The organism is Fulvimonas sp. R45, from assembly GCF_030504985.1.
Classification (GTDB): Bacteria; Pseudomonadota; Gammaproteobacteria; order Xanthomonadales; family Rhodanobacteraceae; genus Rhodanobacter_A.
In genome coordinates this window covers 53,967-67,101 of the sequence record NZ_JASERU010000014.1, presented here as the reverse complement: position 1 = coordinate 67,101, position 13,135 = coordinate 53,967, and the positions used below count along the sequence as shown (strand labels likewise).

11 protein-coding genes are annotated in these 13,135 nt (G+C 71.0%); 7 read left to right on the top strand and 4 right to left on the bottom strand.

The window, feature by feature from the left end; genetic code table 11:
* Positions 1-2: 2 nt before the first annotated feature.
* The gene (locus tag QMK61_RS12930) at positions 3-2,417 is read right to left on the bottom strand and encodes a DUF3772 domain-containing protein (RefSeq protein ID WP_302072630.1); all 2,415 of its coding nucleotides are present in this window, start codon (positions 2,415-2,417) and stop codon (positions 3-5) included.
* Between the two features lie 90 nt (positions 2,418-2,507).
* Between QMK61_RS12930 and nfi the strand changes: the two genes are divergently transcribed.
* From nfi to QMK61_RS12910, 4 genes are all read left to right on the top strand, one after another.
* Positions 2,508-3,215, top strand: a complete 708-nt coding sequence (gene nfi / locus QMK61_RS12925; RefSeq protein ID WP_302072629.1) for a deoxyribonuclease V — start codon at positions 2,508-2,510, stop codon at positions 3,213-3,215.
* A 106-nt stretch (positions 3,216-3,321) separates the two neighbouring features.
* Positions 3,322-3,987 carry a hypothetical protein gene (locus tag QMK61_RS12920; protein ID WP_302072628.1) on the top strand — a complete coding sequence of 222 codons (666 nt, stop codon included), beginning with the start codon at positions 3,322-3,324 and terminating at the stop codon, positions 3,985-3,987.
* Positions 3,984-4,319, top strand: a complete 336-nt coding sequence (locus QMK61_RS12915; protein ID WP_302072627.1) for a transcriptional regulator — start codon at positions 3,984-3,986, stop codon at positions 4,317-4,319. Before QMK61_RS12920 ends, QMK61_RS12915 begins: the two co-directional genes overlap by 4 nt.
* A 4-nt stretch (positions 4,320-4,323) precedes the next feature.
* The gene (locus QMK61_RS12910; protein WP_302072626.1) at positions 4,324-5,691 is read left to right on the top strand and encodes a serine hydrolase; all 1,368 of its coding nucleotides are present in this window, start codon (positions 4,324-4,326) and stop codon (positions 5,689-5,691) included.
* 182 nt (positions 5,692-5,873) lie between these two features.
* Here the strand turns inward: QMK61_RS12910 and QMK61_RS12905 are convergent, their stop codons facing one another.
* Positions 5,874-7,244, bottom strand: coding sequence for an MFS transporter (locus tag QMK61_RS12905; RefSeq protein WP_302072625.1), 1,371 nt, complete (start codon positions 7,242-7,244; stop codon positions 5,874-5,876).
* A gap of 194 nt (positions 7,245-7,438) precedes the next feature.
* On the opposite strand from QMK61_RS12905, the gene QMK61_RS12900 reads away from it, so the two are divergent.
* Positions 7,439-9,280, top strand: a complete 1,842-nt coding sequence (locus tag QMK61_RS12900; RefSeq protein ID WP_302072677.1) for an ABC transporter ATP-binding protein — start codon at positions 7,439-7,441, stop codon at positions 9,278-9,280.
* A gap of 15 nt (positions 9,281-9,295) precedes the next feature.
* Here the strand turns inward: QMK61_RS12900 and QMK61_RS12895 are convergent, their stop codons facing one another.
* Positions 9,296-10,348 (bottom strand): twin-arginine translocation signal domain-containing protein, encoded by a 1,053-nt coding sequence (locus QMK61_RS12895; RefSeq protein ID WP_302072624.1) that lies wholly within the window; start codon positions 10,346-10,348, stop codon positions 9,296-9,298.
* A 59-nt stretch (positions 10,349-10,407) separates the two neighbouring features.
* Between QMK61_RS12895 and QMK61_RS12890 the strand changes: the two genes are divergently transcribed.
* Positions 10,408-11,256, top strand: a complete 849-nt coding sequence (locus QMK61_RS12890; RefSeq protein ID WP_302072623.1) for a helix-turn-helix transcriptional regulator — start codon at positions 10,408-10,410, stop codon at positions 11,254-11,256.
* Between the two features lie 96 nt (positions 11,257-11,352).
* Here the strand turns inward: QMK61_RS12890 and ald are convergent, their stop codons facing one another.
* Positions 11,353-12,471 (bottom strand): alanine dehydrogenase, encoded by a 1,119-nt coding sequence (gene ald, locus QMK61_RS12885; RefSeq protein ID WP_302072622.1) that lies wholly within the window; start codon positions 12,469-12,471, stop codon positions 11,353-11,355.
* A gap of 162 nt (positions 12,472-12,633) precedes the next feature.
* Between ald and QMK61_RS12880 the strand changes: the two genes are divergently transcribed.
* Positions 12,634-13,107: an Lrp/AsnC family transcriptional regulator gene (locus QMK61_RS12880; protein WP_302072621.1), complete on the top strand. Its 474-nt coding sequence runs from the start codon at positions 12,634-12,636 to the stop codon at positions 13,105-13,107.
* Positions 13,108-13,135 lie beyond the last annotated feature (28 nt).

Sequence of the window (13,135 nt, the reverse complement as noted above, 5' to 3'; positions counted from 1 at the left end):
CGTCAGGTCGCCGGTTGCGGCACGGCGGGGCTGTCCTCGCCCAGCGGCCCTAGCGTGCGCACCACCATGCTCTGCGGCGTGGACAGCGGCAGCCCGGCATCGGCGAAGCGCCGGAGGATGTCGAACAGCAGGTCGCTGCGCACCCCGGCCACGTCGCGCGGGCTGTGCACGTAGGCCACGGCGCTGAAGTTCATCGAGCCGGCGACGATCTCGTCCAGGCGGACCATCGGCGCGGGCGTGTCCAGCGTGGCCGGGTGCTGCTGCAGGGCATCGAGCATGCACTCGCGCGCCTTCGCCGCGTCGGTGTCCAGCGGCATCGGCAGCAGGATGCGCACGCGGCCCTGGGCGCCGGCGCGGGTGACGTTGCGCACGTTCTGGGTGATCAGCTGCGAGTTCGGCACGATCACGGTGGAGCGGTCGCCCAGCTGGATCTCGGTGGCGCGCACGCTGATCCGGCGGATGTCGCCTTCGACGCCGGACAGGCTCACCCAGTCGCCCACCTTCACCGGCTGCTCGGCCAGCAGGATCAGGCCGGAGATGAAGTTCTGCACGATCGCCTGCAGGCCGAAGCCGATGCCCACCGACAGCGCGCTGGCGATCCAGGCGATGTTCTGCAGGCTCACTCCCGCGATGCTCAGTGCCAGCGCGAACACCACCACGACGGTCACGTAGCCGAGCAGGGTCACCGCCGAGCTTTGCACCCCGGCGTCCAGCGCGGTGTGCGGCAGTACCTGTTCGATCAGCCAGCGCTTCGCGGCGCGGATCGCCATCAGGCCCAGGGTGAATACCACGATGGCGCGCAGCACCGCCCCTGGCTTGATGACCAGGCCGCCGTACTGGTGCTCGCCGAAGAAGTGGCCCACGCGCCCGAGCAGTTCCTGTGGGCCGGCGCCGAACGGCGCCAGCAGCGCCGCCACGCCGCACAGCACCAGCAGCACGCGGCCCACGCCGGACAACACCGCGGCGGCCTGCGCCAGGGCGGAGGGCGACAGGCCGAAGGCCGCCTGCAGCCGGCGGCCGCTGGCCTGCTTCGGGTCGAGCAGCGCGTTGCAGGCGTCGTTCAGCAGGTAGGCCAGCAGGTACACGGTGGCCACGATCACGCCCAGCCACAGCATCTGCCAGGCGATGAAGAACGCGAAGGCGAGGTAGCCGGTGACGACGCCGAGCCAGGCCAGCACCACGCCCAGCCCCAGCGCGGCCAGCAGCACCCCCACCCACAGCGGCCGGCGCACGGGTGCCTCGCCGGTCGCCAGCAGGTGGCGCCGGGCGCGGGCGAGCCGTGCCAGGGCCAGGCCGACCAGGCCGCTGATCACCAGCGCCAGCACCGCGCGCACGAACACCGTGCTGGCCAGGCTGGCGCCGATGTAGCCGCTGATGCGTTCGAGCGCGCCCAGCAGCAGCGCGGCCGCGCCCAGCAGCCACGGGAGCGCGCGCAGGGACTGCGCGGCCTCGTCGGACAGCGCCGGCAGCCGCCACGACGAACGCCGCGCCGAGAGCACCGCGTGGCCGAGTCCCGCCACGTAGGCCGCGAAGAAGGCCGTGGTGACCAGCGCGCGCGCCAGTTCGTCCAGTTCGTCGCCCAGCGCGTCGTTCCAGTCCACCGCGAGGTGCGCCAGCAGCGCCGCCAGGCCCACGTCCAGCGTGACCGACAGCACCGTGCCCACCGCCATCGCGCTGCGCCGCAGGTGGCCGTCGGGCAGGCGCCGGCAGGCGGCGCCCAGCAGCCGCCGGCCCAGCGGGCGGTGGCCGAAGAGCAGCACCAGCGCCGCGCCGAGCAGGCACAGCAGCAGCGGCCACCGGCCCGGCGGCTGCCAGGCCGCGGCCAGCGCCTCGCGCGCGTCGCCGCCGAGCCGGCCGAGCCGGGCCAGGTCGCCCGGCAGGCTGTGCCGCAGGTCGCTCCAGAACGCGCGGCTGAACGGCGTGGCGGTGCGCGTGCCCAGCTGGGTCTGGAAACGTTCGCGGCGCAGCGAGGCGATCTGGGTGGACAGGTGCAGCCCGTCGCGGCTGAGCTGGCGGGCCTGGTCGATCTCGGCCTTCAGCTGGTTGCTGTCGCGGTCGAGCTGGCGCCGCTGCGCGCGCATCTGCGGCGTCTCGGCCGGCGCGCCCTGCGCGGGGACGGGGCCAAGCACGGTGAGCTTGGCCTGCAGGCTGGCCAGTTGCGGCTCCAGCGCGTCGCCGATGCCGTCGGCGCGTTGCTGCACGTCCAGCGCCATGCTGCGCAGGTCCGCCAACGGCACGTTCACCTGCTTGCCGCTGAGCGTGGTCTTGATGCCGTCGAGCTGCTTGCGCAGCTGCGCAAGCGCCTGCGGGGGCGGTGGCGCGCTGGAGGCGCCGGCCGGTGCGGCGTCCTGCGCGCGCAGCAGCGGGCTGCCGATGAGCAGCGACAGGGCGAGCAGGATGCGGAGCAGGGCGGGCATGCGCGCATGATCCGGGCGGCATCGGGGACGGTCAATCGCCACGGCGCGCCTTGACGGCGCGTTCAGCGGCGGGCGTTCAGGCTGGCCCCGATGAAGAAGCCCACCGTCGCCGCCTCGGACGCCTTGCCTGCCTGGGACGGCGATGTCGCGGCGGCGCGCGCGCTGCAGGCGCGTCTGGCCGCGCGCGTGCGCCTGGAGGACGATTACCCGCCGCTGCGCTGGATCGCCGGCGTGGACGTCGGCTTCGAAGCCGACGGCACCGTCACCCGCGCCGCCGCCGTGTTGCTGGACGCGCGCACGCTGGCGCCGCAGGACGAGGCGCTGGCGCGCCTGCCGACGCGCATGCCGTACATCCCGGGGCTGCTGTCCTTCCGCGAACTGCCCGCCGTGCTCGAGGCGCTGGCGGGCCTGCCGCGCACGCCGGACCTGGTCTTCGTCGACGGGCAGGGCGTGGCGCATCCGCGCGGGCTGGGCATCGCGGCGCACCTGGGCGTGGTCACCGGCTTGCCCACGGTGGGCGTGGCCAAGTCGATCCTGGTCGGCACGCACGACGAAATCGGTCCGCGGCGTGGTGATCGCGCCGCATTGCGCTACCACGGCAGGACCATCGGCACCGTCCTGCGCAGCAAGGACGGCGTGCGGCCGCTGATCGTCTCGCCGGGCCATCGCGTCGCGCTCGACACCGCCCCGGGGCTGGTGCTGGCCTGCTGCACCCGCTACCGCCTGCCGGAGCCGACGCGCCTGGCCGACCGGTTGGCGTCGCGGCGCGACCGGCAGGACCGCCTGCCGGGGCTGTAGGCGGACCGCGCACGATCCGGAACGGGTTCCAGCGTGGCTTCGATGGGCAGTTGACATAGACTAGTTTGCACTGCAAACTTATTTGCAATTTCCATGAGATGCCGCCATGACCGCCTTCGACGAAAGCCGCCTGCACGAGCTGGAAACACTGACCCGCGACTATGCGCGCTACTCGCGCAGCGCCGGCGGCCTGGCTTCGGTGCTGGGCGGGCTGTGCTGCATCGCGTCCTACCTGGCCGGCGGGTTGTTGCCGTCGTCGCCGGCGCTGCGCATCGCGCTGGTGGCGCTGCCGCTGGCGTGGCTGCTGGCCAAGCAGGTCCTGGCCCGGCGCTACTACCAGCGGTTCGGCCACGTGGAGGAGCAGGCGACGGCGACCGTGCGCCGCACGCACGCCTTCTGCGTGGGCGTCGTGCTGCTGGTGGCCGTGCTGGTGACGGTGGGAACGCGTGCGTGGCCGTTCGGCGCCGGCAAGCTCGGCTACCTGGCGCTGCTCTGGCTGCTGGTGCCGGCCAGCTGGTTCTGGCTGCGCAGTCCGCTGGAATTCTTCGTGGGCACGTTCCTGTTCTGCCAGGCGGCGGTGTCATGGGCGGGGTTCGCGTATCCCGTGGTCGGCACGACGGCAGCCGCCGCGAACCCGCCGATGGCCCTGCTGGCCTTGCTGTTCCCGCTGGCGGCGCTGCTCTTCATCGGCACCGGCATGGCCGATCACCGCCGCTTCCTCGCCCTGCGCGAGCGGCTCGCGCACCTGCGCGACGCGGGAGACGGCGCATGAGCGGCACGTCGCGCATCGGCGAGGTGATGGCGCTGGACCGGCTGGTGCACGAGCCGGCGCGGCTGCTGATCCTGGCCGTGCTGGCCAATGCCCGGGAAGTGGAATTCGGCTTCCTGGAGCAGGTCAGCGGGCTCAGCAAGGGCAACCTCTCCAGCCACATGAGCAAGCTGGAGGCGGGCGGCCTGGTCGAAGTGAAGAAGAGTTTCCGCGGCAAGCGCCCGCTGACCGAGCTGCGGATCACCGCCGCCGGCCGCAAGGCGCTGGCCGACTATCGTCAACGGCTGGCGGCAGTGATGCAGGAACTGCCCGAGGCCCCCACGCCAAGGAAGTGATGCGATGAACGGTTTCCGCCTCGCCCTGATGGCCGCGCTGCTGCCGTCGCTGTTCCCCGTCCATGCCGGGTCGCCGCAGGCGGTTCCCACGCGCGTCGCCGCCACCGCCAGGCAGCTTGCCGATGCCGGCATCGCGCCGGCGCTGGTGGTGGCGATGGTCGACGACGGCCGCGTCTCCATCGCCGGCTACGGCAAGCTGCCGGATGGACGCCCGCCGGATGCGAATACCGTGTTCGAGATCGGCTCCGTCACCAAGACCTTCACCGCGCTGCTGCTGGTGCGACAGGTACGGCAGGGCGAGGCCGCGCTGGACACGCCGGTGGCGTCGTGGCTGCCGGGCTGGAAGATCCCTTCGCGCGACGGCAAGCCGATCACGCTGGGGTTGTTGGCCGAACAGTATTCCGGCCTGCCGCGCGTACCCGTCAACCTGGACGCTGCATCGTTGGCCGATCCGTATGCGCGTTACGACTCAAGGCAGCTCAGGGCCTTCCTCGCCAGTTATGCCCTACCGCGCGATCCAGGCGCGAAGTACGAATATTCCAATGTCGGCATCGGCCTGCTTGGCTATGCGCTGGCCACGCATGCGGGGCTGGGTTACGGCGCGCTGTTGAAGCGTGACGTGCTGCAGCCGCTTGGCATGGACAGCACGGGCGTCGAACTGACCCCGGCGCTGCGTGCGCGACTGGCGCCTGGCCACGGCATCACCGGCCAGCCCGCCGGGCACTGGCAATGGCTCGATGCGCTGGCCGGCGCCGGCGCCGTGCTCAGCGACGGCCACGACATGCTGCGGTACCTCGAAGCCAACATGGGCCTGGCGGCCACCCCGCTGACGGCCGCGATGAAGCTGGCGCAGCAGCCGCGTCGCGACGTCGGCCCGCTGGGGCGCATCGGCCTGGCTTGGATGACCACACCCACGCCGGATGGCCCGGTGGTGTGGCACAACGGCGAGACCGGCGGCTACAGCAGCTTTGTGGGATTCACCGCGGATGGCCGCCACGGCGTGGTGTTGCTGACGAACAGCGCCGTCGCGGGAAGCGATCTCACGCGGCTGGGCATGGCCGCGTTGTCGCCCAGGTCGCCGCTGCCGGAATTGCAAAAGGCCGTGCGCCTGCCGTCGTCCCTGCTGGACGACTACGTGGGACGATACGCATTGGCACAGGGTTTCGTGCTCACGGTGTCCCATGACGGTAACGGGCTTCACGCCCGCGCTACCGGGCAGGATGCGTTTCCCCTGCAGGCCTCCGCCCGTGACGCATTCTTCGCCAGCGCCGCCGGGATCAGCATCGACTTCCAGCGCGATGCATCGGGCAAGGTCGTCGCCCTGGTGCTGCGTCAGGGCGGCCAGTCGAGGCGCGCGCCGCGTGAACCTTAGAGCCTGTTCACGATCTCCAGACGCCTCGCGTTGGCCTCGCATGGCCGCCAGGCGGCAGCGCGCGGCTTGACCCCTGCCTTCGCAGGGGCAGGCCTGCCCGCCAGGCAGGCGCTGCGCCACGCACTCCCACCGGGCGGCCAGGGCAAGGCAACGCGAGCTACGGGGAGATCGTGAACAGGCTCTTAGCCATCATCCCTACGTACACCCCAGGCCGCCAGGCCGCCGGCCACGACCAGCAGCACGGCCGACAGGCCGAACGCCGCGCGCATGCCGCCGAGCATGTCCGTCGCCGCCAGCGCGCCGAAGGCCGCCACGCCCACCGCGCCGGCGGCCTGGCGCACGGTGTTGAGCACGCCGGCGGCCAGGGCGGAACGGGCGCGGGGCGCGCTGGACAGCACGGTGGCGGTCATCGACGGCACCGCCACCCCCACGCCGACCGGGATCAGCAGCAACCGCGCCATCAGCGACGCATAGCCGCTTTGGGCGTCGATCGACAGCAGCAGGGCGAAGCCGATGGCGCCGAGCAGCAGGCCCGCGGCCATCGGCCAGCGTGGCCCGGTGCGCGCGGCAAGCCGGCTGCCCGCCACGTTGGCCACGGTGACGGCGGCCATGAAGGGCAGGAAGGCCAGGCCGGTGGCGGAGGGCGAATAGCCGCGCACGCGCTGGAAATACAGGCTCAACGCGAAGATCGATCCGTACAGCGCGAAATTCACCACCAGGCCCACCGCGGTGGCGGCGCTGAAGGCGCACCGGCGGAACAGGGCGGGCGGCAGCATCGGCGCACGGCTGCGCGATTCGATGCGCAGGAAGGCGAGGCCCGCCAGCACGCCGAAACCAAACAGCAGCCATATGCGCGGAGCGTGCCAGCCGAGCGTGCCGGCTTCGATCACCGCACCGGTCACGCCCAGCAGCATCGCCACCGCGCAGCATTGGCCGGGGAGATCGAGGCCGCCGTCGTGCCGGTGGCGCGGCGTTTCCTCCACGCAGCGCCATGCCAGCGCCATGCCGAGCAGGCACACCGGGAGGTTGATGTAGAAGATGCTGGCCCAGCCGAAACGGTCGATCAGCACGCCGCCGACCAGCGGCCCCGCCGACAGCGCCACGCCACCGGCGGCCGTCCACAGGCCCAGCGCGCGGGCGCGCGCCGCGGCGTCGTCGCCGCAGGCGTGGTTGAGCACCGCCAGCGAGCAGGGCATCAGCAGGGCAGCGCCCAGTCCCTGCAGGGTGCGCGCCGCCACCAGCAGTGGCAGGTCCGACGACAGCGCGCAGGCGAGCGAGGCGATGCCGAACACGCCCAGTCCCAGCACGAACACGCGGCGCGCGCCCAGCCGGTCGCCCAGCGCGCCGGCCGAGAGCAGGAAGGCGGCGAAGGCCAGCGTGTACGCGTCCACTACCCATTGCAGGCTGGCCATGCCGCCGTGCAGTGCGTGGCCGATGCGCACCAGCGCCACGTTGACGATGGACACGTCCAACTGCACCACCAGGAAGCCGAGGCTGGTGGTGGCGGTGACCAGGCCGAGCGGACGCGCCCGGTGCAGGGTGGTGGCTGACATGCATGCTCCCGGTATCGGCGGATCGGCCGCTGCCTGGCGGATCCTCCGGTCGCCATGCTGCCAGCGCACTGTCAGCAGAGGTTTCGTGTCCGGATGAAACGATGGCGTCGATGTTCCGTGTGTGCGCCGCCCCTTGCGTCCGGGCGGACGGGCACCCACGCTAGGGCTCCCCCCGCTTCGTGCGCGCCCCCATGATCTTTCGCTGGTTCGAATCCCTGATCGACGCGTTCAAGGAGCCGGTCGACGGCATGCCGCCGCAATCGGTGTGGCGCTTCTACGTGTTCTACCTGCGCCAGGTGTGGCCGGTGTTCGCGGCGGCGGTCGTGGTCGGCTTCATGGTGGCGATCATCGAGGTATCGCTGTTCGGCTTCATCGGCCGCCTCGTGGACATGGCGAAAGGCGTCCCCGCGGCGGACTTCTTCCAGCGGCACGGCCGCGAGCTGCTCGGCATGGCGTTGGTCGCGCTGGTGGCGCGGCCGGTGTTCAACAGCCTGCACGACCTCTTGGTGAACCAGGCCATCGTGCCCAGCCTCACCAACCGCATCCGCTGGCAGAACCACCGCTACGTGATCCGCCAGAGCCTGGGCTTCTTCCAGAACGACTACGCCGGGCGCATCGCCAACCGCATCATGCAGACCGGCGGTTCGCTGCGCGAATCGGCGGTGCAGATCGTGGACGCGATCTGGTACGTGCTGATCTACACCGGCAGCGCCGTCGCGCTGTTCGCGCACGCGGACTTCTGGCTGGCCGTGCCGCTGGTGGCGTGGGTGTTCCTGTACGTCGGGCTGCTGTGGATCTTCATCCCGCGCATCAAGCAACGCTCGTGGAAGGCGTCCGAGGCGCGCTCCAAGCTGATGGGCCGCATCGTGGACGGCTACAGCAACGTGCTCACGCTGAAGCTGTTCGCGCACACCAGGCGCGAGGAAGCCTACGTGGCCGAGGCGATGGGCGAGCAGACCGACAAGCTGCGCCGCATGACCCGCGTCACCACCACGCTGGACGCCAGCATCACCACGCTCAACGGCTTCCTGATCGCCGGCACCTCGGCGCTGGCGCTGTGGCTGTGGAGCCGCGGCCACGTGACGGTGGGCGCGATCGCGCTGTCGACCGGGCTGGTGATCCGCATCAACAACATGTCCGGCTGGATCATGTGGGTGGTCAACGGCATCTTCGAGAACGTGGGCACGGTGCAGGACGGCATCACCACCATCGCGCAACCGCGCGCCGTGCAGGACCGCGAGGGCGCGATGCCGCTGGAGGTGACCAACGGCGCGGTGCATTTCCACGACATCCACTTCCACTACGGCAAGAAGGGCGGCGTCATTTCCGGGCTGGAGCTGGCCGTGCGACCGGGCGAGAAGATCGGCCTGGTAGGGCCCAGCGGCGCCGGCAAGTCCACCCTGGTGAACGTGCTGCTGCGGCTGTACGACCTGGAAGGCGGCCGCATCACCATCGACGGCCAGGACGTGGCGCAGGTGACGCAGGAGAGCCTGCGCTCGCAGATCGGCGTGGTGACGCAGGACACCTCGCTGCTGCATCGCTCGATCCGCGACAACATCCTCTACGGCCGGCCCGACGCCAGCGAGGCGCAGGTACTGGACGCCGTGCGCAAGGCGCGTGCGGACGAGTTCATCCCCACCCTGGTCGACGGCGAGGGCCGCACCGGCTACGCGGCGCTGGTGGGCGAGCGCGGCGTGAAGCTCAGCGGCGGCCAGCGCCAGCGCATCGCGATCGCCCGCGTGCTGCTGAAGGACGCGCCGATCCTGGTGCTGGACGAGGCCACCAGCGCGCTGGATTCCGAGGCCGAGGCGGCGATCCAGGAAAGCCTGGACCTGCTGATGCAGGGCAAGACGGTGATCGCCATCGCGCACCGCCTCTCCACCATCGCGCGGATGGACCGGCTGGTGGTGATGGACAAGGGCGTGATCGTGGAAACCGGCACGCATGCCGAGCTGGTGGCGCGCGACGGCCTGTACGCGCGGCTGTGGAAGCGGCAGACCGGCGGTTTCGTGGCAGCGGAGGACGAAGCGGCCTGACCGGGCACGCGCGGCTCAGGCCATCAGTTCGCGATGCGGGTTGCGGCCAAACGGCGACCCGTCCAGGCGCAGGGCGGCGGCGACGTAGGCCCAGAGGCTTTCCGGCGATGAAGCATGTTCGGGCGGTGAGCCGCCGGGCCCCTGCCGTCCGGCGGTGCCGGTCCTCACGTACTTGCCGATGATCGTCGCCGTGCCGCCCGGGGCATGGTCCGAACCCGGCAGCGTCCGGCTGAATTCGCCGGTCAGCAGCGTCACCACGTTGCGCCGCGACAGGGCCATCACACGGTCGAGGAAGGTGGCCAGCGACGGCGTGATGGGGGCCATGATGTCGCGCGCCAGCGTCCCGGTGTCGTCGTGGTGCGTGTCGAACTGGCGGTCGTGGCGCCCCGTGTAGGCCGGCTGCGCGAAGATCACGCCGGCGCCGGCGTGGATCATCGATTCGACGCCGGCGAAGGTCGCGCGCTGGCTGTCGATGGCGGTGCTTCCGGCGGGCACGCCGTAGGCGCCGCGGATGGCGTCGAGTTGCGTGGCCGGCACATGCCCGCGCGCGTCGTCGAGGCTCAGGCTGCGCTCCAGCGCGACGCGGCCTTCCGCAGGAGGCGTCGCCTTGACGCCGACCGGCAGGCCGAGGCTGTTCACGACCATGCAGCGGGCTGCGGCGTCTGGCATGGCGGCGGCCATGCGCAGCAGCCGGCTGCGCGATCCGCTTTCCAGCATCGCCGCCCGCGCATCCGCGTGCGGGTAGAGGCCATGCCGGAAATCGACCGAGGCCATGTGCGCCAGGGCGACGCCGGGCAGGGCGCCAAGCGAACCGGCGTCGACGCAGAGGCCGTTGCCGAGGTGGCGGACATTGTCGGCAGTCACCCCGAACCCGCCGCTGGAAAGAAACGAGTCCGCGCTGTTGAACAGGCCCGCCGGGCCGCCGTTGAGCCAGAGCACGACGAGGGCCGGTTGTTCGGATGCGTCGCGGGTTTCGGCGGGCAGGGGGAGCTTGCCCAGCGCAAGCGCCCCGGCGGCGGCTGCGCCCGCCTTGAGCACCGTGCGTCGCGAGATGGGGTGATCGTTCATCGGAAGGCCTCCGGTTATGCCTGCTTCGCGGCGTGCCGCGGATGCGCCGGTGGAACCCGGTGCGCATTGCCGTGGAACCGCCGTTCGCCCAGAATCAGCCTAGCGGTGTCCGTATATCGAAAGGAGGCCATGCTGTGTCGCATTCCAGACAGCGCGCCGGCTCGATCCCGGCCTGGCCGGCGACCGCGCTGGCCAAGGATTACCCGAAGGGCTGCCTCATCCCGCGGCATCGACACAAGCGCGGGCAGCTCATCTACGCCGCCTCGGGCGTGATGCAGGTGACGACCCGCGAGGGCATCTGGATCGTGCCGCCGCAGCGTTCGTTGTGGGTGCCCGCCGCGATGCCGCACGAGATACGCATGGAAGGCCATGTCGCGATACGCACGCTGTATCTGGACCGGGCCGCGGGGGCGTTGCTCGGCGGCCATTGCCGGATCCTGGCGATCACGGACCTGCTCCGCGAACTCATCCTGGCGATGGTCGGCGCGCACGGGGCCGGGGACGTGCAACGGATGCGCATGATGCTGCCGCTGCTGCTGCACGAACTGCATGGCGCCGACGAGGCGGCCATCCACATTCCGACACCGTCGGACCCGCGGTTGAATAAGGTATGCGGCCGCCTGCTGGCCGACCCGTCCCGGGCCGACACGCTCGACCAGCTGGCGCAACAGGTCGGCGCGAGCAGCCGGACGCTGGCGCGGCTCTTCGAGAGCGAACTGAAGATGGGCTTCGCGCGCTGGAGGCAGCACGTGCGGCTGGCCCGCGCGTTGAGCCGGCTGCATGCGGGCGCTTCGATCAAGAGCGTGGCGCGGGACGCCGGCTACGCCAGTTGCAGCGCGTTCTGCGTGATGTTCCACCGGGTCATGGGTGTCACGCCTGCCAGCTACGGCAGGCGGACGCCCGCCTGAACCACCGGGGCCGGTCATGGGCACCGGCGGGCTGATGCGCCAGGGCCCGGCGCATTCGCGCCGGGCCCTGGCGGTGGCATGCCGCGATTGCGGGTGTTACATCCCGATCGCCGTTTCCGCCTTCACGTAGGGCAGGTTGTGCGCCTGGGCGACCGGCTCGCAGGTCACCTTGCCCTCGCACACGTTCAGGCCGTTGCGCAGGTGCGCGTCCTGCGCCAGCGCCTGCTTCCAGCCCTTGTCGGCCAGCGCCAGCGCGAACGGCAGGGTCACGTTGTTCAGCGCGAAGGTGGAGGTGCGCGCCACGGCGCCCGGCATGTTGGCCACGCAGTAGTGCACCACGTCGTCGACCACGTAGGTGGGGTCGGCATGGGTGGTGGCGTGCGAGGTCTCCACGCAGCCGCCCTGGTCGATGGCGACGTCGACGATCACCGAGCCCGGCTTCATCGTCTTCAACATGTCGCGGGTGACCAGCTTCGGCGCGGCAGCGCCCGGGATCAGCACGGTGCCGATCAAGAGGTCGGCGCGGCGCACCAGTTCCTCGATCGCGGCGCGGGTGGAGAACACGGTGGAGATCGCGGTGCCGAACTGGGCCGAGAGGCGCTTCAGCGCGTCGGCGGAGCGGTCCACCACGGTGACCTTGGCGCCCATGCCCACGGCGATGGTGGCCGCGTGGGTGCCGGACACGCCGCCGCCCAGGATCACCACTTCCGCCGCCGGCACGCCCGGCACGCCGCCCAGCAGCACGCCGCGGCCGCCCTGGGCCTTCTCCAGCGAATGCGCGCCCACCTGCGGGGCGAGCCGGCCGGCGACCTCGGACATCGGGGTCAGCAGCGGCAGCGTGCCGTTCGGTGCGGTCACCGTCTCGTAGGCCACGCAGATCGCGCCGGAGGCGATCAGGTCCTTCGTCTGCTCTAGGTCGGGCGCCAGGTGCAGGTAGGTGAACAGGATCTGGCCCTTGCGGAGCTTCTTGCGCTCCACCGCCAGCGGCTCCTTCACCTTGACGATCATGTCGGCGTCGGCGAACACCTGGTCGGCATCCTTCGCGATGGTGGCGCCCGCCGCCACGTAGTCGGCATCGTTGATACCCGCGCCGAGGCCGGCGCCGGTCTCGACCAGCACCTGGTGGCCGTGGTGCACGAGTTCCTGCACGGACGAGGGGATGAGGCCCACGCGGTACTCGTGGTTCTTGATTTCTTTCGGCACACCGATGCGCATGGCTGGCTGTCTCGCTGATGAGGTGGAGGAACCGGACCGCAGGTGCGGTCCGAAACCGCAGAAGTATGATCCGTTCAGCGAGCAATTTTTCGCGGATTTGTCGGCTGTTAACGTGCGACGGTAGAATTTTCGTCCACAAACCTGGCCTATGAGTGGAATTTCATGTCACGTTCCGGCGCGATGCTCGACGAGCGCGACCGCAGCATCCTGCAATGGCTGCAGGAAGACGGCCGCCTGACCAACGTGGAACTGGCGCAGCGGATCAACCTGTCGCCCTCGGCCTGCCTGCGCCGGGTGAAGCTGCTGGAGGAGCGCGGCCTGATCTCGCGCTACGTGATGCTGCTGGACGAGAAGGCCGTGGGCCTGTCCGGCACCGCCTTCGTGCTGGTCACGCTGGACCAGCAGGGACGCGCCGCGCTGGACGCCTTCGAGGCGGCGATCCAGCACCATCCCGAAGTGACCGAGTGCTGCCTGCTCGCCGGCGGCGCCGACTACATGGTGCGCGTGGCCTACGCCGACTCGGCCGACTTCGAGCGCATCCATACCGACATCCTCACCCAGTTGCCCGGCGTGGTGCGCGTGCACTCGACGCTGGCGCTGCGCACGGTGAAGAAGACCAGCGCGCTGCCGGTGTGACCTGGCCGGGGTGGCCTGGCGTCCCCGG